This window comes from Alteromonas sp. ISO5 (assembly GCF_058105165.1).
Window position 1 is genome coordinate 3,892,744 of the sequence record NZ_CM176572.1, and the last position, 19,487, is coordinate 3,912,230.

The following is a 19,487-nucleotide window of genomic DNA, read 5'->3' on the forward strand; positions in this document are numbered from 1 at the left end:
CAGCATAAGGAATAAGCAATGGGTGCAATCTCTCTGTTAGAAAAACTCGGTATGGATCCGAATTTTGATATATCCGATTTGACTCCTTCACAGCGCGCTGAGTTGGATGAATTAGTCGAAACCATAGGGTCAGCTAAGAATAATCCGATTTTATCTATTAATGAACCAACTGAACCCACTAAACCTGACGATGATGAGCCACCTGAGGATGAGCAGGTTTAACGGTTTACAAAGTAAGGTAGTTAGTTCAAATGCGAAGTTTGCTTTGGATCGGTATTATTTGGTGTGTTTGCGCTCCAGTGTTTTCTTCGGAATATATCGATGATCTGCGTACAATCGACAGTATAAGGTTAGCTGATCATGAAAAGGCTAAATCCAGGCTTGCCGACATTCCGATTGCCTCATTGGACGAGGACGAGACCTATTATTACCGTTACCTGCAAGCACTTATTCTCACGGTGGATAGTGAGCTTTCTGACGTAATTGCTCGCTATGAGGCACTTTTAAACGAGCCAATACAAGCTGAGCTTAAGGTTCGTATTCTGGGGTCGATGATCAATCTGCAAGGGGTGATCCGCGACTGGAAAAGTGGTTTGCAGCGGGTAGAGGAGCTGCTGGCATTGCTACAGGAGCATCCTGAGTCCCCATATAAGCCTGATGCCTTCCTGAATCTTGCCCATTTTCATTTAAATATCCGTCAGCCGGAAACGGCGTTACATTTTGCCGAAAGAGTATTTTCAAGTGAAGTGCTCATTCCGCGGATAAAATGCGGCACTTACCTGGTTATTGTTGCCAGTAAAGTGAAGTTACAGCTGGATGATTTGAGCCTTAGCGAGTTTTCTGAAGCAGAAACTCAATGCGCAAATGCCGGTCAGCAGTACTCAATGATTAATTTGAGTATTCTGAAGGCCAAATGGTTAATCCAGCAGCAACGGTTCCCTGAAGCACAAACTGTATTAACCACTACCTTGATGCAAGCCAAAAAGTTACCTGCAGATGGTCAGCTTATAGAAATTTATTATTTATTCGCATCAGTGTTTTATACCAGAAAAGATTATGAAAATGCCAAATTCTATGCCGACAAGACGCTACAAGTAGAGCTTCGTAATGGCTTTCCCCAGCCATTGGTTGATACTTATGATATACTGCGCCAGTTGGCCGAGCGTGAGCAGCACTATAAGTTGGCTTATGAATACCTGACGACCCGTCAGCAATTAGAACAAAACCTTTTTCAACAGCAACTGGCGGATGAAATTGCCATCCAGCAGGCGCGTTTTGACATCGATGCCAAGCAAAATGAAATTGAGTTACTGGATAAACAGAATGAACTGTTAAAAGCCGAATCCATGCTCATTAACGAGCGGTTGGAGAATTCATTACTGGCACTGGCTCTTGTCTCGATATTGTTGTCCTCGTTGTTATTCTGGTCGTATCGCAGCCGTAAAGTGCAGTCACAATTAAAGAGGTTTGCGGAAACTGACGCGCTGACGCAGATTGCCAATCGTGGCCACTTTACCGATTGTTTAACCAATAAATTAACTCAGGCGCAGAAAAACGGTAGTCTGATTGGTCTTATCCTGCTCGATCTTGACCATTTTAAAAATATTAATGACACCTATGGCCACCAGGTCGGGGACTGGGCATTAATTCAAACCGCAAAAGTTATCAAAGAGAGTGTTGGCGAAGATGCTATAGTGGGCCGGTTGGGGGGCGAAGAGTTCGGCGCAGTGATTACCGGTAAGCCGGAGGGCGAGATTATGCATATTGCCGAGCGCTGCCGGGTTGCGATTGAAAATATTCAATCAACGATGAGCGAGTACCAGTTTAAATTAACGGTTAGTGCTGGTGTCAGCAATTCTACTCAAACCGGTTATAAGCTTGAAAACCTCTATGCTGCCGCTGATCTGGCGCTTTACCAATCAAAACACTACGGCCGTAACCGGGTATACGAATACTCTTCGACAATGGTAAGTTAATTCACTGCATTTACCGGTATACCGTGGCAGAGTTTTGCGCCTGTATGCATTAGAAATTAGTCTGTCTGAAGTTAAGGTCAGTTGATTTGGTAATGCCAATCATCGCCAGCCTGGCAAGGGAGTTTCTCTATGTCACCTGGTCACTTATATGAGTCCTATCGTCGCCTGTAAACGCTACGGAGTCGCTCAACTGGATGACCGGAGACTAACTGACAGTTTTGGTGTATTCGATACCAAACAGGTAGGAAAGAAACCGTACTCGCTTATCAGTGGCACCGCTCTCACCATGTATCAGGCGAAAAAAACCGGACGTCGCCAGGCCGCGATGTATTCGATAGAATATGCAGGAAAAGAAGAGGCTATTTAACCTCTTCTCCGGCCGCCTGACGGTCAGCATGGTAACTGGAGCGTACCATCGGGCCACACGCGGCATGGGTAAAGCCTAATGCTTTAGCGGTATCGCCAAGTGAATTAAATTCATCCGGGTGCACATAGCGTTTTACCGGGAAGTGGTGACGGCTCGGCTGCAGATACTGGCCCAGTGTCAGCATCTCCACATCGTGCGTACGCAGGTCTTTCAGGACCTCAGCTATCTCTTCCTGGCTTTCTCCCATGCCCATCATCAGACCAGACTTAGTTGGCACGTCAGGGTGCTGGGCTTTGAATTTTTTCAGTAAGTCGAGTGACCACTGGTAATTGGCGCCAGGACGACATTCGCGGTACAAACGTGGAATGGTTTCCAGGTTGTGGTTAAACACATCTGGTGGCGCGTCTTTGAAAATTTCCAGCGCGCGGTCCATACGGCCACGAAAATCTGGTACCAGTACTTCGATTTTAGTTGCCGGGCTGTGTTCACGAATGGCTTTAATGCAATCTACAAAGTGCTGAGCGCCGCCATCTCGCAGGTCATCGCGGTCTACCGAGGTGATCACCACATATTTCAGCGCCATTTCTTTAATGGTGGTGGCCAGTTTAAGCGGCTCCTCGGCGCTTGGAGGTAATGGTTTACCGTGGGCAACATCACAGAACGGGCAACGACGGGTACATATATCGCCTAAAATCATAAACGTGGCGGTACCATGATTAAAACATTCTGCCAGATTAGGACAGCTTGCTTCTTCACAGACCGAGTGCAGGTTATTTTTGCGCAGGGTATTCTTGATATGATCAATTCTGTCGGTGGTGCGAGGCAGCTTAATTTTGATCCATTCCGGCTTACGGAGCATTTCCTCTTTTTCGGTAGGAACGATGGTAACCGGAATGTGCCTGACCTTTTCATCATCGCGGAGTTTAACTCCGGCTTTTGCCTTTACGTTACTCATTAAAGCCTTCTATTGTTTGCAAAGTTGGCAGAGCGAGTTCGGCCTGTAAGTGGCTCAGCATCAACTCTGTCGCTGTTTGAATATTATCCGGCCCACCAAGGCGGGCGCAGTCAGTCATGGCCATTCCCTGATAGCCACAAGGATTTATCCGCTGAAATGGCTGAAGGTCCATGTTCACGTTAAGTGCCAGACCATGAAAAGAGCAGCCTTTACGGATGCGCAATCCCAATGAGCAGATTTTCTGACCGTCAACATATACGCCGGGGGCATCGGGTCGGGCATAGGCCGTTATACTGCTATCTGCCAGTGTGCCTATTACAGCATTCTCCATGGCACTTACCAGCTCGCGGACACCCATTTTTCGGCGTCGTACATTGAGCATCAGGTAGATAACCAACTGACCCGGACCATGGTAAGTCACTTGTCCGCCACGGTCGACCTGAACCACCGGTATATCACCGGGCATCAGAATGTGCTCAGCTTTACCGGCCTGACCCTGGGTAAACACGGGTTCATGTTCAACCAGCCATACCTCATCGGCATCATCAGCAGTGCGTTGATCAGTGAAGGTTTGCATGGCCTGCCAGACCGGCTCATAAGCTCGCTTGCCCAACTGCCTGACAATCACCTTATCCTGGGCGACCTTATTAACGGCGTCTGTCACTTAAAGTACAACTCTCACTAATTCGATTTTGGCCAGTTCGGTGTAAATTAATTCCATATGTTCTTTGCTCGTTACCGTTACGGCAATCGATACAGAGTGGTAATTCCCTTTAGCGCTTGGCTTTACCGTTGGCGCATAGTCACCCGGTGCGTGTTCCTGCAGGCAGGATACCACATGCATGGGTAAATCTTCGTGAGCAATGCCCATCACTTTAAAGGTTTGAACCGTGGGGAAGTCCAGCAGTTCGTCAAATCGAGTGTCTAATTTAGTCACTTTGCTTACCTCTCAAAATAGCACGGCACGAATTCTACCAATTCGTGCCGTACACCACCAGATGCATGTATGATACAAGCGATTATCTGGAATTAATCATTCAGACCTAACTGTAATGTTACATAATCGAGCAACCTGTCGAAGAGGCCACCTTCTTTCACTTCTTGTAATGTTACTAATGGGTACTGAGCCACGTCTTCACCTTCTAACTGGATATACAGGGTGCCAACTACTTCGCCTTTAGCAAGAGGTGCTTCCAGATTCTTATCCAGCTCAAAGTTTGCTTCCAGGTTTGCCACCTGGCCGCGCGGTATAGTAATCGGTGTTGACTGGTTAATACCTAAATCCACCGTGTCGCGATCTCCCATGTAAATACGGTGCGAAACAAAGCTGTCGCCGGCTTTGTAAGGGGTGACAGTTTCATAAAAACGAAAGCCATATCGCAGCAGTTTTTTATTCTCAACCTTACGTGCACGTTCACTGTCAGTGCCCATTACCACTGATACCAGGCGCATATCACCCTGAGTGGCAGAGGTAATCAGCGAGTAACCGGCATCCGAAGTATGGCCGGTTTTTATGCCGTCTACGTTGAGGCTCTGATCCCAAAGTAAGCTGTTGCGGTTGTACTGTTTAATGCCGTTGTAAGTGAATTCTTTTTCACTGTAGATTTTATACATCTCAGGAGTTTCTTTAACCAGCGCACGAGAAAGCGTCGCCATGTCGCGTGGTGAGGTGTAATGATCAGGATCATGCAGGCCATGGGCGTTAACAAAATGACTGGCATTCATTCCCAGGTTGGCGGCATGGGCATTCATCATGCTGGCAAACGCACTTTCAGAGCCGGCAATGTGTTCTGCCATGGCCACGCAGGCGTCGTTACCAGACTGTACAATAATGCCTCGTAGCAGGTCGTGCACGGTGACTGTGGTGCCCACTTCAATAAACATTTTCGATGAGTCCGGAAAATTCTTTGCCCAGGCATTTTCAGAAATTTTCACTTCGTCATCTAACGAAATATTCCCGGCCTGCAACTCTTTACCAATAACGTAAACCGTCATAATTTTGGTTAGACTGGCAGGTGCCAGCTGCATGTCGGCATTCTGTTCGGCAATACTGGTGCCGGTTTCATAGTCGAGTAGCACGAAGCCGGCAGCGGCAACGGAAGGGGGCGGTGGAATAACAACCGCAGCTCTGGCGGTTTGCCAATAAGCACTGAGTAAAAGGACAGTGCTGAGTAGCAAGGCAGACAGGAAAGACGGTTTAGCGCGCTTTATTTTATTATGCATGGTTTTACCGTTTGAGTTGAAAGCGAAAATCTGTTGTATCAACGGCATTTTAACGTATGCCGTAGGCTTGGACTAGAGTCGGGGCAAAAAGTTTAATTTCAATGAGGCTGCGGGACATTTTCTGTGATTTTTATTACTACAGACTGGCCGCTACTTTGTACGCCCCCGGATAGCCATTTTGTTTGAGTTCATCAAGTAACATATTGAGCTTAAAACGGTCGGTGAGAGGTCCGAGTCGTAGCCGGTAAATATCATCGATGAGTGGAAACTCGGCCGGCACCTGATACAGTGACGATAGTCCGTCAGACAGCTTTTTAGCGCGTTCGGCATCAGACAGCGCAGCCACCTGAATATAGTAACCCTGACTGGTAGCAATGTCATTAAGAGCCGTACTGTCACTTTGTTCGGTTGCCAGGGGATCCGGGCCTGAATCAATGGGGGCCTGACTGGCTGTTTGCAATACATCCTCGGCAGGTAACTCGCCGGCATAAAGCGCGTAGGGTACTGGCGGTTCAGTGCCGACGGTGACCATCTCGTCGCTGTCGACGTGGATAACTTCGAGTTTTACCCGGGTGGTGCCATGCTGGTGAAAACCCAATTTTTTAGCCGCAGCGTAGGATAAATCAATGATCCGTTCAGAATGAAACGGGCCACGATCATTCACCCGTACAATGGCCTGGCGCTGATTGTCGAGGTTGGTTACCCGCACGTAGGAGGGCAGAGGCAGGGTTTTATGGGCGGCTGTCATACCAAACATGTCGTACACTTCACCATTAGAGGTGAGGTGGCCATGAAATTTCTGACCATACCATGAGGCTTTCCCCATGGCCGTATAGCCTTTGCCCGTTTTCAGCGGACGGTAGTATTTTCCCAGTACCTCATAGGGTAAGCTGTTTTGTTCCCGATAGGGTTCATACTTCGGCTCCGCATCTTCCATGGGCGGCTCCGGATAAATAAAATCCGGTGCTGAATCGGTTGCCTGAGTATAGCGTGACGGTGCCTGACAAGCGCTCAGTAACAGCGTAACAGAAAGGCTAAGTAAGAGTGAATACCGGGTCATTAGCGCGACAATAATCGTTTTTGTGTGCCGATGCCCATAAGCATGCCAAATCCGGCTAATAAAGTCACCATTGATGTGCCACCGTAACTTACCAGTGGTAAAGGCACCCCGACTACCGGCAGAATACCCGATACCATGCCCATATTCACAAACACGTAGACAAAGAAGGTCAGCGTGATACTGCCGGCCAGTAATTTGCTGTAGGCGTTCTGGGCACGTACCGCCAGCATCAGGCCGCGTACAATTATGAACAGGTAAATAGCCAGTAACAGTAACACGCCGGTCAGGCCAAACTCTTCACTGAACACGGCAAAAATAAAATCGGTGTGGCGCTCCGGTAAGAACTCCAACTGCGACTGGGTACCCTGCAACCAGCCTTTGCCTTCGAGCCCGCCAGAGCCGATGGCAATTTTAGACTGGATAATGTGATAACCAGCACCCAGCGGATCACTCTCCGGATTCATAAAAGTGGTAACCCGCTGCTTTTGATAATCCTGCATCAGGAAGAACCACATGATAGGCAGAAACGCACCGCCAAGGCCGGCCACTATGGCAATCAGCCGCCAGCTCATCCCGGCCAGAAAAATAGCAAATACCCCGGAGCTGGCAATCAGCAGGGAAGTCCCGAGGTCCGGTTGCTTGGCAATTAAGATAGTGGGGATCACCACCAGCATAAAACCAATAATAATCTGCGGCAGCCGCGGGGGCAGGGTGAAATTACTGATATACCAGGCTACCATCATGGGGACGGCCAGTTTCATTGCTTCAGAGGGCTGAAAACGAATAAATCCCAGGTCAAGCCAACGCTGGGCCCCCTTACCGACATCCCCGAACACCAGCACACCTATCAGCATCAGAATACCGGCGCCGTAGGCGTAAATGCTCAATCGCCTGAAAGCCATGGGTGGTACCTGGGCGAGCACGACCATCACACCGATGGCAATGCCGAGTCGCACTACCTGGCGCTCAATCAGCGCCATATCCTGACCACCTGCAGAATAGATGGTGACCAGCCCCACCCCCATCAGTACCAACAGGCCGAACAGTAACGGCAGGTCAATATGGATCCGATCCCAAAAACTGATATGGTTTTCTCTTAACGTGCTGCGCTTCACTGGGACAACCCTCCGTTAGTCTGTTGTTCTGCAGTAAAGAGTTCAGGCTGATACAATTTGAAATAGGCATCCATCATCAGTCGTGCCATAGGGGCTGCATTTTTACTGCCGCCGCCGGCGTTCTCCAGGACCACGGCCACGGTTATTTCTGGCTTGTCATAGGGCGCATAGCCAATGTACATCGCGTTGTCGCGCAGGCGTTCGTCGACTTTTTCTGCTTCATATTCTTCGCCCTGAGCAACCGAAAATAACTGCGCAGTACCGGTTTTACCGGCTGAAATGTACGGTGTATTGGCAAAAGCGAAGCGGGCACCACCACGTTCACCGTTTACCACCTGGTACATGGCATCCTGGATGATATCCCAGTTATCGCGGTTAACGATATCGATAGGGCGCAAGAATTTAAGGGGTTCAGGTTGCATCGTTCCGTCGGGCCCACGGTAGCCCTGCAGGATCTGCGGCACAAACCGGGCACCGTAATTAACCAGCGCATTAGTGGCATGAACCAGCTGAATTGGGGTGGTTGTCCAGTATCCCTGGCCAATGCCTACCGCAATGGTATCACCAATGTACCAGGGCTGATTGAAGCGTGCCCGTTTCCAGCCACGACTGGGCATGTTGGCGTCGCTCTCTTCGTATAAGTCGATACCGGTATAATCGCCAAAGCCGAACTCCGACATGTAATCACTGATACTATCGATGCCCATTTCATAGGCCAGATCATAAAAGTAAGTATCGCAGGATACTTCGACCGCGCGGGTCATGTTTACCTCGCCATGTCCCCATTTACGCCAGTCGCGCCAAACATGAGAGACATTGGGCAAACGGTACTGACCGGTATCGGTAATCGAGTATTCAGGTGTCACCGTATCGGTCTCGAGCCCCAGTAATCCCAATAGCGGCTTAACTGTTGAAGCCGGAGGATACTGCCCCTGCGTGGCGCGATTAATTAACGGTCGGTCTGGCGAGTTGAGCAATGCCGAGTAATTTTTACTACTGATACCATGAACAAACAAATTGGGGTCATAACTGGGGTTAGAATACATTGCCAGGATACCGCCGGTATGTGCCGAGGAAATAATGATAGCCCCGCGCTGATCCTGCAGTGCTTCCTGCGCAGCTTGCTGCAGACGAATATCAATATTCAGTACAATATCGCGACCCGGTGTGGGAGGCTGTACATCGAGGGTACGAATAATCCGGCCCTGACTGTTGACTTCCACCTGTTGATAACCGACTTCGCCGTGGAGAATGTCTTCGTGGTATTTCTCGATCCCCAGTTTGCCAATATCGTAGGTCGCGGCATAGTTGGCTTCCTCGCCGGCCTCCTGGATTTTTTGCAGGTCTTTTTTATTGATTTTAGATACGTAACCCAGCGCATGAGTGAGTATTTCTTTATAAGGATAGTACCGGGCCAGACGCGCTTCGATAGAAACACCTGGAAAACGATGGCTGCGGCTGGCAAAGCGAGCCACTTCCTCTTCTGTTAGTCGGGTGCGTAGCGCCACAGGTTTAAAGCGGCGCTGTCCGCGCAGGGATTGCTTAAAATCTTCCACCTCATCATCGGTGATCCCCATCAGCGCCTGCAGGAAGATCAGCGTATGTTCCAGATTCTCGACTTTCTCGGGGATAATTTCCAGGCTGTATACCGGCCGGTTTTCTGCGAGCAACACGCCGTTACGGTCGTATATGAGTCCGCGATTAGGGGCAATGGGCAATATTTTAATTCGATTGCCATTTGACCGAGTCTGGTAATCCTCAAAGTGCTCTACCTGCAAATAGTAGAGGTTACTCACAACCATTGCCAGCAGGGCAAATACCACCAACCCGGCAATCACTGCACGGCGGGCAAACAAGTTTGCCTCAGCCGTGTGGTCGCGGATGGTCTGACGCTTAATCGGCATGCATTATTCTCTGTGGTAGGGGTGGTTCTGGGTAACAGACCAGGCCCGGTACAGAGATTCGGCGACGATGATTCGTACCAAGGGGTGCGGCAACGTGAGAGGGGATAATGACCAGCGTTGTTCTGCCAGGTCGCAACATGCCGGAGCAAGGCCTTCCGGTCCACCGATGAGCAAACTGATATCGCGTCCATCCATTTTCCAGCTGTCTAACTGGCGGGCCAGGGCAGGCGTGTCCCAGGGGCGACCGGTGACTTCCAGCGTGACCACTTTATCGGACTTACCAATGGCAGCAATCATAGCTTCGCCTTCCTTTTGCAGGATGCGTTTAATATCTGCATTTTTTCCCCGTTTGCCCGGCGCGATCTCGGTAATCGTCACCGGCATATCTGCCGGAAACCTGCGCAGAAACTCGTTGGTGCCGGTGCTCACCCAGTCTGGCATTTTATTACCAACCGCAATTACCTGTATGCGCACAGTTTACTAACTCCGTGTCGACCGGGGAGTTAACCCCAAAGCTTTTCCAACTGATAAAAATCCCGGGCTTCATCCTGCATGATATGTACAATGATATCGCCTAAGTCGACCAGTACCCAGTCGCCGGTTTCCTTGCCTTCAACATTTAACGGCGCATGACCGGCGTGCTTGGCTTCTACCTGAACATGTTCGGCAATAGAACTGACATGGCGTTTGGAATTACCCGAACAGATAACCATGGTATCAGTGACGGTTGATTTTCCTTTTACATTTAATTCAACGATATCCCGTCCTTTCATATCGTCAATTTTGTCTAAGACAAACGCTTTGAGTTGCTCGTGTTGCAAAAGTTCTCCTCACTGACACCTTAAATGGTGCCGTATAACTTATGTTGTTTAATATAGTGCAGTACTGCCGGGCTAAGCCAGTCAGCGACCACACGGTCAGTTGTTTGCCTGGCAGACAGCGCATCCCGTAATTGCGTGGAAGACACGGTATAGTCCTGACTGTCGGTATAATACACCAGCCCGGAGGGTTGGTTATAAAACGTTTCTAATTGCGTGCACAGACGCCCGGTAAGCCATGCGTTTAGTGCTTCACCCGGTTCGCCGGCAGAGGCAGGTCGCCGCATAACTACAATGTGACAATAGTCTGTCAACGATTGCCAATGATACCAGCTCGGTAGATTATACAGTGAATCTTCACCCAACAGAAAAAACAATGGCTCACTGCCCAGGGTGTGGCGTAAATGCTGTAGTGTCTTTACCGTGTATGAGGGGGCCGGCAAGGACAACTCCAGCGGCTCAACGTACAACGCGGGTTCATCCCGACAGGCCAGCTCGAGCATTTTTAATCGATGAGCCGTAGTCGTTTCTGGCGCCGTTTTATGCGGTGGCAGTTTACAGGGTAATAATCCCAGCCGCGCAACGCCAATTTCCTTTATGGCTTCCAGTCCCGCCTTTATATGACCCTGATGTGGCGGGTTAAAGGTGCCCCCTAATAACGCTAGCATCAGATGATATCTGTACTTTCAGCAAACGCCATATGCGCCAGTGGCACACCGGTGAATAACAGGCATAAATGGCAAAGTTTGATATATGGCCTGACTACAGAGGATTGCTTAAACAGCTGGTCGGCTTCGGTAAGCTGCTCACCAATCAGCGTCAGGTCAGGTTTCGACAAGCGTTGCATTGCCTGTTGATAGTAACCCTGGCGGTTTTTCCAGATCCCCAGTTTTGGCCAGGTAATTGTCTGGCCGCTGTGTTGTAAATGATTCAGCTTCCACAGGGTCTGCCATTCCCGTATTAATGCCCAGATGATAATGTTGGGTTCAATGCCTTCACTTTCCAACCGCTGTAGTATTTTGACGCAGCGGGTACGATCGCCCTGCAGCATGATATCCACCAGTTGAAAAACATTGAAGCGCGACTGATCCACCAACGCGCTGGCCAGCCTTTCCTCGTCCAGTTGTTTATCAGGATAGGTCAGAGTCAGTTTTTCAATTTCCTGGGCGGCAGCCATCAGGTTGCCCTCGCTAAAGTCTGCGATTAGCTTCACGCAGGCGGGAGAAAACTGAAACGACTCTGCCTGAAGGCGCTGTTGGATCCATTTGTGCAACTGGGCACCTTCCAGCGGATAGCAAATGGTGAATACACCTATGGCGTCGAGGGCTTTAAACCATTTGGTTCGCTGCACGTCCTTGCCAATTCTGCCGCCATGGATGATGAGCAGCGTATCGCTCGATAAGTTTCCGGCCAGATCGGTAAGGATACCGGCGCCTTCGGTGCCAGGTTTGCCGGTGGGCAATTCGAGCTCAATTAACTGGCGGGCCGCAAACAGCGACATGCTCTGGGTCGCATCGATTAAACGTGACCAGCTGAATTCGCCGTCGGCCACCAGAACCGTGCGCTCATCAAAGCCTTGTTGTTTGGCTGTCGTTCTTAATGCCTGCAGAATTTCAAACTTTTGCTGTGGCTCATCACCAAAAACCAGATAGCAGCCCTTAAGACCCTCTTTTAAGGTTTGCCTGAAGCGTTCGGGATAAACCTGCACCTGACTATAGCCCCGCGTACTGACTGGATAACAGTCGAATGATACGGTCAGCCGCTTCCAGGCGCATTTCACTTAGTACCAGGTTAAGCTCGCGCGACTTTGCCAGTACCTGATCGGGGTCATCCTGATATTCCCGCAGTACTTCAAAGGAGGTTTTCAGTTCCTCGCCATTGGGAAACAACACCGTATAGCGAACGCCATATATCAGCTCGTATTCTGCGACCTGACCGGTGGCAAATACCGACAGTAAACGGCGGTCCAGAGACTCAGGCTGCAGGCGCAGGGTAATCGTTGTTTTTTCAAGATCGGGAGCAGCTTCGGGGCCGCCTTTGATTTGATACACATTCATGCGATTTTCCAGCGCTCTCACCAACGGTGCATTTTGACTGGTCGCCTGAACGTACAAGTAGTCGGTGTCGCTTGGCAGTGTTTTATCGCTGCGCAAATGAAAACCACAGCTGGCCAAAGCCAGTGTGGTTATCATCAGGATCAGTGTTTTGTTGATAGCGGACAAACTGCGCATTAGTTAGCCACGATATTCACCAGTTTACCTGGTACCACAATGACCTTACGGATGGTCTTGCCTTCGGTAAACTGCTCTACATTGGGCTGGTCTTTGGCCAGTTGTTCCAGCTCGTCTTTACTGGCATTGGCTGAGACGGTAATTTTAGCCCGTAGTTTACCGTTAACCTGAACAATGATGAGCTTTTCGTCCTCAACCAACGCGTTTTTATCAGCCACCGGCCACGGCGCTGTTTCGATGTTGTTGGTATGGCCAAGTTTGGCCCACAGGTAATGACATATATGCGGGGTGATTGGATTCAACAGCAAGACAATGCTATTAACCGCTTCACGCATTAACGCGATATCCTGGCTGCTTTCCTGCGGTGCTTTTTGCAGGTGATTAAGCAGCTCCATGATCGCCGCTACCGCCGTATTAAACGTCTGACGACGACCCAGATCATCACTGACCTTGTCGATGGTTTTATGCAGCTCACGGCGCAGGGCCTGCTGGGATTTATCCAGCGTTTTAACATCCAGTGTTTGTGGTGTGCCGGCAGCAAGGTGGTCATTAACCAGTTTCCATACGCGGCGCAGGAAGCGGTTAGCGCCTTCTACCCCTGAGTCTACCCACTCCAGAGTTTGCTCCGGTGGCGCTGCAAACATAGTAAATAAGCGCACCGTATCGGCACCATACTGATCGATAACCTGTTGCGGGTCGATGCCATTGTTTTTGGACTTCGACATTTTGGTCATGCCGCCGTGCTGAACCGGCGTGTTATCGGTGGTTAGCCAGGCTTTGACGATCCGGCCCTTGTCATCTTTTTCGGTGGATACTTCAGTAGGCGAGTACCAGGTTTTCTTCCCTTTCTCGTCTTCACTGTAATAGGAATCAGCCAGCACCATGCCCTGACAAAGCAAACGCTTGTATGGTTCGTCAGATTCAACCAGACCCTCATCACGTAATAGTTTGTGATAGAAGCGGGAATATAGCAGGTGCAAAATAGCATGCTCGATGCCGCCAACGTATTGATCGACCGGTAGCCAGTAATTCGCCTTGGCCGGATCCAGCATGGCATCATCGCTAGTGGCACAGCTGTAGCGCGCGTAGTACCAAGAAGACTCCATAAAGGTGTCAAAAGTATCGGTTTCGCGCAGCGCCGCTTCGCCGTTGTAAGTGGTTTTAGCCCATTCAGGATCGGCTTTAATCGGCGAAGTAACCCCATCCATTTCGACATCTTCAGGTAACACGACCGGCAGTTCATCGGCTGGAACCGGAACCGATTCGCCGTTTTCCAGATTCAGCATCGGGATCGGAGCACCCCAGTAACGCTGACGGCTCACGCCCCAGTCACGCAGCCGGTAGTTCACTTTGCGCTGACCACAACCTAAAGAAACCAGCTTATCGGCAATACCATTAAAAGCAGCGTCAAATTCCAGTCCGTCAAAGTCGTTGGAATTAATCAGTACGCCTTTTTCGGTGAAGGCTGCAGCGCTTAGATCACACTCAACATTGCTGCCTTGTTGCGGCTCGATTACTTGTTTGATGGGCAGGTTGTAGCGGGTAGCAAATTCCCAGTCACGCTGATCGTGACCCGGTACCGCCATCACTGCGCCTGAGCCGTAATCCATCAATACGAAGTTGGCAATCCAGACCGGCAATTGTTCACCAGTTAATGGATGAACGACGCAAAAGCCTGTTGAACAGCCTTTTTTCTCCATGGTTGCCAGTTCTGCCTCGGCGACCTTAGTATTTTTACATTCGTCGATAAATGAGGCTACATCAGCGCTGCTCTGTGCAGCGGCCTCGGCCAGCGGATGCTGTGCAGCCACCGCAACATAAGTGACACCCATAAAGGTATCCGGGCGCGTGGTGTAAACGGTTAAATCGCTGACGTCATTGACCTCTTCAGCCATTTTAAAGGTAATTTCGACGCCCTCTGAGCGACCAATCCAGTTGGCTTGCATGGCCCGAACCTGTTCCGGCCAGTCTTCCAGTTGTTCTAGATCCTGTAACAGTTCTTCGGCGTAATCGGTAATCTTGATAAACCACTGGGGGATTTCTTTTTGTTCAACGACTGCACCTGAACGCCAGCCGCGTCCGTCAATAACCTGCTCGTTGGCGAGTACAGTCTGATCTACCGGGTCCCAGTTAACGGTTGAATTCTTCTTATATACCAGGCCTTTTTCATACAGGCGGGTGAAAAACCACTGTTCCCAGCGATAGTAGTCTGCTTTACAGGTGGCTACTTCGCGGTCCCAGTCGTAACCAAAGCCCAGCGACTTAAGCTGGTTTTTCATATAGTCGATGTTGGCGTAGGTCCACTTGGCCGGCGCGGTGTTATTATTGATCGCCGCATTTTCGGCCGGCAGGCCAAAGGCATCCCAACCCATGGGTTGCAGCACATTTTTGCCCTGCATCCGCTGAAAACGGCTGATTACGTCACCGATGGTATAATTACGCACATGTCCCATGTGGAGGCGGCCACTGGGGTAGGGGAACATAGACAGGCAATAAAACTTCTCTTTACCCGGCTCTTCTGTCACCTTAAAGGCATTGGTGTCTTGCCAGTGCTGCTGCACCGCACTTTCGATTTCTTGTGGGTTGTACTGATTTTCGGCCATTTACCTGAGGCTTCCGCTTTATTTAACTTTAACAACTGTACCGGCAGCAGGTGTGAAAAGGAGTCTGAACACTACCACCAGCAGATTATGGGTATAATAACCTAATAGAATAACTTAGCGGTGGCGTATGTCACAATAGGCTGAACCCAATGAAGCAGAATATTTGGCTTAATTGACCGTAATTTAATCGTTCCCGAGGTAATTTGCCAGGCCCTGTAATTGTAAACCCTGCACCTGAGCTACAACGAACGCCAGCTTGCTAAAGCTAAGCCATCGGGGGGAGCCTTGTACACGATAAGTGAGGGGAATCCGAGTACCGTTCTGGTCTGATTCGAACACATAGTCCAGCGAACCAACTACGCTATACCCTGCACGGGATTCAGGGCACCGGTTATGCTGAGTCATTTTTCCGGATCCACAAAAACCATCTCCGGCGTTCGCCTGCAGGGTAAACAGGGCTGGTGACTTCATGTGGGGGGGCGATCGCAGGGATATGAATTAATGCGTCAGACTAGTATGGAAATTGAGCAAACACAAGTTTAGGGTTTGACAGCCAGGGGGATTCAGGATTCACTGTAGTGAGAGTAAATAAAGAAGAATATAGCTATGACCTGGGAGCGGTTACCTGCCATACAGCTCACCCCTAATATAAATCGTCGGGCCATCAATCAGGCGCTTAAAGACGATGCGGCGTTAAATTCGACCTTTATCGGTCAGGAACGGGCCCGCGAAGCCCTCACTTTTGGTTTAAATATTGATTCTACCGGTTATAACCTGTATGTGATGGGCGAGCATGCCACGGGCAGATTCACCCTGGTTAAGGAATACATCGAACGGCATGTCAGTAAACTGGCCACGCCGGACGACTGGTGTTTCATCAACAATTTTGAAGAAGAGCGTGAGCCTTTGGTGCTGCGCATGCATCCTGGCGGTGCGCGGGAATTTGCCCGGGATATGGCGAATCTGGTGGATGAATTGCTCGATACCTTTCCGGCGGCCTTTGATAACCCTGGATATCAGCGTAAAAAAGCGGCAATTGCCAGACATTTCGAGCAAAAATACGATGAAGCTATCAACAGTGTAGAACGCTTTGCCCAGGCCAATTCAGTGGCCATGCATGAAGAGCAGGGAACCGTTAGCTTTGCCCCCATTGTTAATAATAAACCCATTGATGACAGTGAATTTGCGCAGCTTACCGAGCAGCAGCGCGAAGGTTTTTACAAGTTAATCGATGAACTGGAAAACCGGCTAAGCGAGAGTTTGCTGTCGTTACCCGTGTGGAAGCGGGAAAATTCAGAGCAGTTACGCAAGCTGAACAGGGATACTGCAGAACACGGCATTCGGCCACTGCTTAAGGAATTGGAGCATAAGTATTCTGGTGACCTTGGGGTACTGAAACACCTGCGACAGTTGAAGTCTCACCTGATTGAAGCGGTGATTGCTTTTCTGACCGAAGAACCCAAAGCTGAAAAGCTGGATGAACGGGACCGCCGGGAGATCCTCGAAGAGCATTTTTTGCCAAATGTTATCTGTGCCCATAGTCTGGAGGGTGGTGCGCCGGTGGTGTATGAGCCTAACCCAACTTATCAGAATTTGTTTGGCTTAATTGAGTACACGCATCTGGGCGGGGCAATGTACACCAACTATAAAATGATCCGCCCGGGCGCGCTGCACAAGGCCAACGGCGGCTATCTGCTGCTCGACGCGGATCAACTGCTACATCAGCCCTACGTGTGGGAAGCGCTTAAACTGGCGGTCAAGTTTGGTAAGTTAAAAATGGACTTACCGCAACAGGATGTAGGTATGGCCAGTGCCATGACACTGATGCCCCAGGCAATAGACTTAAAAGTGAAAGTTATCCTGATGGGTTCCCGCGACCTTTACTACACCTTGCAGGATTATGACTCAGAGTTTAATGAGCTGTTTCGGGTGCTGGTTGATTTTGATCATGAAATCAGCGCGACCCGGCAAAACCTGTTTGATTTTGTTGGCCGGGTGCGCAAGAAAATCATTCAGCTTGGCCTGACGGGAATTACCCAGCCCGCTATGTACCGGCTGGTCGAATATTCGTTACGCATGGCTGAGCATCAGGAAAAGCTGTCGGCGCATTTTGCCGATGTCATTGAATTGCTCAATGAGGCCCATTATTTCTGTATGAAAGTGGGTGATAAACACATTGATTTAAGTCACCTGAACTCGGCTCTGATGGCTAAAAAGCGTCGCACCGGTCGGGTGAGTACTTCGCTACTTAACGATATAAAGGAAGGCCAGGTACTCATTGCAACGCAAGGCAAGGCCATCGGAAAAGTGAATGGCCTTACGGTCATGGATATTGGTGATACGGCATTTGGCACGCCGGCACGGATTACCGCGACAGTTTATGCCGGTGCCAGTGGGGTGGTGGATATTGAAAGGGAAGTCGAGCTTGGTCAGCCGATCCACTCTAAAGGGGTTATGCTACTCACCGGTTATCTCGGCAACAAATATGCGCAGTCCTTCCCGCTGACGGTATCAGCGAATATTGCGCTTGAGCAATCCTACGGCCACATCGACGGCGACAGTGCTTCATTAGGCGAACTGGTGGCGCTGATTTCTGCCATTACCGACATTCCTGCTCGTCAGTCGCTGGCGATTACTGGCTCGATTAATCAGTATGGTGAAGTGCAGGCGGTAGGCGGCGTTAATGAAAAAATAGAAGGCTTCTTCGATGTTTGTCAGCATCGAGGTTTAAATGGTGAACAAGGGGTGATTATACCCAAATCCAATGTTCGTCACCTGGTACTCGATAAAGCCGTAGTGGATGCGGTGAAAAAAGGCCAGTTTGCCATATACAGTGTGGAAACCGTTGATGATGCGCTGGAGTTACTGATGGAGAAAGAAGCCGGTGTGCTTTCAAGTCGCGGGCGTTATCCCAAAAATACCATTAATGACCTGGCGGTTAAGCGCTTGTATCAGATTGCCTGTACGGTAAACGGGGCAGAAGAATAAACACGGGGTGGCTTCGAGCGGGCTGGTAAGCAGCCCGTTAATTCAGTTTTACCCGGAGTTATTTAGGCTGCATCCTTAATGCGCCATCAAGACGGATCGTTTCGCCGTTAATATAGCTATTCTGGCAAATATGCTGCGCCAGTTGAGCAAACTCTTCAGGGTGCCCCAGGCGGGCTGGGAAAGGGACATTCGCTCCCAGTGCGTCCTGCACTGGCTGAGGCATGGCGGTAAGCAAAGGTGTACCCATCACACCCGGTGCAATGCTGTTAACCCTAATCCCCAGGTTCGACAGGTCCCTCGCCATCGGGAGTGTTAAGCCAATAATTGCCGCTTTACTTGCTGCGTAGGCAGTTTGACCAATTTGCCCTTCGTAACCAGCAATGGAAGCAGTGTTGATGATCACGCCGCGTTCGCCAGTGTCTGGCTGTGGCGCATTTTTTGCCATCTGTGCTGCGGCTAGCCGGGCTACGTTATACGTACCACTGAGGTTAATTGACAGGGTCTGATTAAAACGTGTCAGACTGGCGGGCTCCCCTTGCTTATTCAGCACACGCTCGGCCGGGGCGATACCGGCACAGTTTACGCAAAAATGAATTGCACCAAAGCGTTCCACGGCGGTTTCCAGCGCAGCAGTAATGGCTTGCTCACTGGTTACGTCGGCATTGATAAACAGGGTTTTGTCAGCACCTAACTCAGCTTGTTGTTTGGCGCCGGCCTCAGAATTGATATCGATGAGAACAAGATTAGCGCCCATTGACACCAGTTGTTTGGCTACCGCGAGGCCCAGCCCTGAACACCCACCGGTGATCACCGCGGTATGGTTGGCTATCTGCATTGCGACTCCGTTTATTGTTAGTAAAATGTTAAGTTTATTTTACCTGACGTTTACGGAAAGGGAATGTGCAGGACGTGATAAGGTTTCTTATTTTGGCAACTGAATTTTACACTCTTCGCTGGGGCGGTACAGAATCAGCGTGTGGCCAATTATCTGCAGCTTTTCGCTGGCGGTTTCGCGAATAATGGCGTCCATAATAAGCGCCTTTTCTTCACGGTCATCCGATGGGACTTTTACCTTAATTAATTCATGATGATTCAGCGCGTTGTCGATTTCAGCCAGTACACCTTCTGTTAAACCATTGCCGCCAAGCTGAACAACGGGTTTTAACGGGTGGGCCAAGCCTTTAAGGAATTGCTTTTGTTTATTTGAAAGTTTCATTATTTAAGTTTTTCTTACAATTTAAGTGCAA

20 protein-coding genes are annotated in these 19,487 nt (G+C 49.8%); 4 read left to right on the top strand and 16 right to left on the bottom strand.

From position 1 onward, the window contains the following. Nucleotides 1–18: 18 nt before the first annotated feature. The 3 genes from AC2T0J_RS17465 (at nt 19) to AC2T0J_RS17475 (ending at nt 2,343) form a co-directional block, all read left to right on the top strand. On the top strand, nt 19–222 hold the full coding sequence (locus tag AC2T0J_RS17465) for a hypothetical protein (protein ID WP_489807039.1): 204 nt from the start codon (nt 19–21) through the stop codon (nt 220–222). A 29-nt stretch (nt 223–251) separates the two neighbouring features. Further along, nucleotides 252–1,976 carry a GGDEF domain-containing protein gene (locus AC2T0J_RS17470; RefSeq protein ID WP_489807040.1) on the top strand — a complete coding sequence of 575 codons (1,725 nt, stop codon included), beginning with the start codon at nt 252–254 and terminating at the stop codon, nt 1,974–1,976. A 148-nt stretch (nt 1,977–2,124) separates the two neighbouring features. Beyond that, a complete protein-coding gene (locus tag AC2T0J_RS17475) occupies nt 2,125–2,343 on the top strand; it encodes a hypothetical protein (protein ID WP_489807041.1) in 219 nt (72 codons plus the stop codon). Here AC2T0J_RS17475 and lipA read toward each other — a convergent pair. From lipA to AC2T0J_RS17545, 14 genes are all read right to left on the bottom strand, one after another. Continuing rightward, complete coding sequence (gene lipA, locus AC2T0J_RS17480) at nt 2,336–3,298, bottom strand: lipoyl synthase (RefSeq protein WP_489807042.1); 963 nt, start codon at nt 3,296–3,298, stop codon at nt 2,336–2,338. The two genes, AC2T0J_RS17475 and lipA, sit on opposite strands and share 8 nt — an antisense overlap. Continuing rightward, nucleotides 3,291–3,875, bottom strand: a complete 585-nt coding sequence (gene lipB, locus AC2T0J_RS17485; RefSeq protein ID WP_489810361.1) for a lipoyl(octanoyl) transferase LipB — start codon at nt 3,873–3,875, stop codon at nt 3,291–3,293. The genes lipA and lipB overlap by 8 nt, the downstream gene beginning before the upstream one ends. An 87-nt stretch (nt 3,876–3,962) precedes the next feature. After that, nucleotides 3,963–4,169: a DUF493 family protein YbeD gene (gene ybeD, locus AC2T0J_RS17490; protein WP_489810362.1), complete on the bottom strand. Its 207-nt coding sequence runs from the start codon at nt 4,167–4,169 to the stop codon at nt 3,963–3,965. A gap of 158 nt (nt 4,170–4,327) precedes the next feature. Further along, nucleotides 4,328–5,521, bottom strand: coding sequence for a serine hydrolase (locus AC2T0J_RS17495; RefSeq protein ID WP_489807043.1), 1,194 nt, complete (start codon nt 5,519–5,521; stop codon nt 4,328–4,330). 136 nt (nt 5,522–5,657) lie between these two features. Beyond that, nucleotides 5,658–6,581, bottom strand: a complete 924-nt coding sequence (locus tag AC2T0J_RS17500; protein WP_489807044.1) for a septal ring lytic transglycosylase RlpA family protein — start codon at nt 6,579–6,581, stop codon at nt 5,658–5,660. Further along, entirely contained in the window at nt 6,581–7,696 is a 1,116-nt protein-coding gene (rodA, locus tag AC2T0J_RS17505; protein WP_489807045.1) for a rod shape-determining protein RodA, read from the bottom strand. Before rodA ends, AC2T0J_RS17500 begins: the two co-directional genes overlap by 1 nt. After that, a complete protein-coding gene (gene mrdA, locus AC2T0J_RS17510) occupies nt 7,693–9,600 on the bottom strand; it encodes a penicillin-binding protein 2 (protein ID WP_489807046.1) in 1,908 nt (635 codons plus the stop codon). The genes rodA and mrdA overlap by 4 nt, the downstream gene beginning before the upstream one ends. A gap of 3 nt (nt 9,601–9,603) precedes the next feature. Next, nucleotides 9,604–10,074, bottom strand: a complete 471-nt coding sequence (gene rlmH / locus AC2T0J_RS17515) for a 23S rRNA (pseudouridine(1915)-N(3))-methyltransferase RlmH (protein WP_489807047.1) — start codon at nt 10,072–10,074, stop codon at nt 9,604–9,606. Nucleotides 10,075–10,103: 29 nt separating this feature from the next. Beyond that, complete coding sequence (gene rsfS, locus AC2T0J_RS17520; protein ID WP_105936807.1) at nt 10,104–10,421, bottom strand: ribosome silencing factor; 318 nt, start codon at nt 10,419–10,421, stop codon at nt 10,104–10,106. A gap of 20 nt (nt 10,422–10,441) precedes the next feature. Then, nucleotides 10,442–11,086: a nicotinate-nucleotide adenylyltransferase gene (gene nadD / locus AC2T0J_RS17525; protein WP_489807048.1), complete on the bottom strand. Its 645-nt coding sequence runs from the start codon at nt 11,084–11,086 to the stop codon at nt 10,442–10,444. Beyond that, the gene (gene holA, locus AC2T0J_RS17530; RefSeq protein WP_489807049.1) at nt 11,086–12,126 is read right to left on the bottom strand and encodes a DNA polymerase III subunit delta; all 1,041 of its coding nucleotides are present in this window, start codon (nt 12,124–12,126) and stop codon (nt 11,086–11,088) included. The genes nadD and holA overlap by 1 nt, the downstream gene beginning before the upstream one ends. A gap of 4 nt (nt 12,127–12,130) precedes the next feature. Further along, nucleotides 12,131–12,649 (bottom strand): LPS-assembly lipoprotein LptE, encoded by a 519-nt coding sequence (locus AC2T0J_RS17535; protein WP_489807050.1) that lies wholly within the window; start codon nt 12,647–12,649, stop codon nt 12,131–12,133. After that, nucleotides 12,649–15,252, bottom strand: coding sequence for a leucine--tRNA ligase (gene leuS, locus AC2T0J_RS17540; RefSeq protein ID WP_489807051.1), 2,604 nt, complete (start codon nt 15,250–15,252; stop codon nt 12,649–12,651). Before leuS ends, AC2T0J_RS17535 begins: the two co-directional genes overlap by 1 nt. A 183-nt stretch (nt 15,253–15,435) precedes the next feature. Beyond that, the gene (locus AC2T0J_RS17545; RefSeq protein ID WP_489807052.1) at nt 15,436–15,723 is read right to left on the bottom strand and encodes a hypothetical protein; all 288 of its coding nucleotides are present in this window, start codon (nt 15,721–15,723) and stop codon (nt 15,436–15,438) included. Nucleotides 15,724–15,858: 135 nt separating this feature from the next. Here AC2T0J_RS17545 and AC2T0J_RS17550 point away from each other — a divergent pair, with 135 nt between their 5' ends. Then, on the top strand, nt 15,859–18,240 hold the full coding sequence (locus tag AC2T0J_RS17550) for a Lon protease family protein (RefSeq protein ID WP_489807053.1): 2,382 nt from the start codon (nt 15,859–15,861) through the stop codon (nt 18,238–18,240). A 58-nt stretch (nt 18,241–18,298) separates the two neighbouring features. On the opposite strand, the gene AC2T0J_RS17555 is transcribed toward AC2T0J_RS17550, so the two are convergent. Next, entirely contained in the window at nt 18,299–19,075 is a 777-nt protein-coding gene (locus tag AC2T0J_RS17555; protein WP_489807054.1) for an SDR family NAD(P)-dependent oxidoreductase, read from the bottom strand. Nucleotides 19,076–19,162: 87 nt separating this feature from the next. Then, complete coding sequence (gene yhbY / locus AC2T0J_RS17560; RefSeq protein ID WP_489807055.1) at nt 19,163–19,456, bottom strand: ribosome assembly RNA-binding protein YhbY; 294 nt, start codon at nt 19,454–19,456, stop codon at nt 19,163–19,165. Nucleotides 19,457–19,487 lie beyond the last annotated feature (31 nt).

What these genes read in the sequence shown, in the direction of transcription:
- AC2T0J_RS17475 (WP_489807041.1), top strand. Translation starts at nt 2,125, where the DNA reads ATGAGTCCTATCGTCGCCTGTAAACGCTACGGAGTCGCTCAACTGGAT.
- AC2T0J_RS17495 (WP_489807043.1), bottom strand. Translation starts at nt 5,521, where the DNA reads ATGCATAATAAAATAAAGCGCGCTAAACCGTCTTTCCTGTCTGCCTTG.
- AC2T0J_RS17500 (WP_489807044.1), bottom strand. Translation starts at nt 6,581, where the DNA reads ATGACCCGGTATTCACTCTTACTTAGCCTTTCTGTTACGCTGTTACTG.
- AC2T0J_RS17470 (WP_489807040.1), top strand. Translation starts at nt 252, where the DNA reads ATGCGAAGTTTGCTTTGGATCGGTATTATTTGGTGTGTTTGCGCTCCA.
- AC2T0J_RS17465 (WP_489807039.1), top strand. Translation starts at nt 19, where the DNA reads ATGGGTGCAATCTCTCTGTTAGAAAAACTCGGTATGGATCCGAATTTT.
- AC2T0J_RS17535 (WP_489807050.1), bottom strand. Translation starts at nt 12,649, where the DNA reads ATGCGCAGTTTGTCCGCTATCAACAAAACACTGATCCTGATGATAACC.
- mrdA (WP_489807046.1), bottom strand. Translation starts at nt 9,600, where the DNA reads ATGCCGATTAAGCGTCAGACCATCCGCGACCACACGGCTGAGGCAAAC.
- AC2T0J_RS17555 (WP_489807054.1), bottom strand. Translation starts at nt 19,075, where the DNA reads ATGCAGATAGCCAACCATACCGCGGTGATCACCGGTGGGTGTTCAGGG.
- lipA (WP_489807042.1), bottom strand. Translation starts at nt 3,298, where the DNA reads ATGAGTAACGTAAAGGCAAAAGCCGGAGTTAAACTCCGCGATGATGAA.
- nadD (WP_489807048.1), bottom strand. Translation starts at nt 11,086, where the DNA reads ATGCTAGCGTTATTAGGGGGCACCTTTAACCCGCCACATCAGGGTCAT.
- leuS (WP_489807051.1), bottom strand. Translation starts at nt 15,252, where the DNA reads ATGGCCGAAAATCAGTACAACCCACAAGAAATCGAAAGTGCGGTGCAG.
- lipB (WP_489810361.1), bottom strand. Translation starts at nt 3,875, where the DNA reads ATGCAAACCTTCACTGATCAACGCACTGCTGATGATGCCGATGAGGTA.
- AC2T0J_RS17550 (WP_489807053.1), top strand. Translation starts at nt 15,859, where the DNA reads ATGACCTGGGAGCGGTTACCTGCCATACAGCTCACCCCTAATATAAAT.
- ybeD (WP_489810362.1), bottom strand. Translation starts at nt 4,169, where the DNA reads ATGGGCATTGCTCACGAAGATTTACCCATGCATGTGGTATCCTGCCTG.
- AC2T0J_RS17545 (WP_489807052.1), bottom strand. Translation starts at nt 15,723, where the DNA reads ATGAAGTCACCAGCCCTGTTTACCCTGCAGGCGAACGCCGGAGATGGT.
- yhbY (WP_489807055.1), bottom strand. Translation starts at nt 19,456, where the DNA reads ATGAAACTTTCAAATAAACAAAAGCAATTCCTTAAAGGCTTGGCCCAC.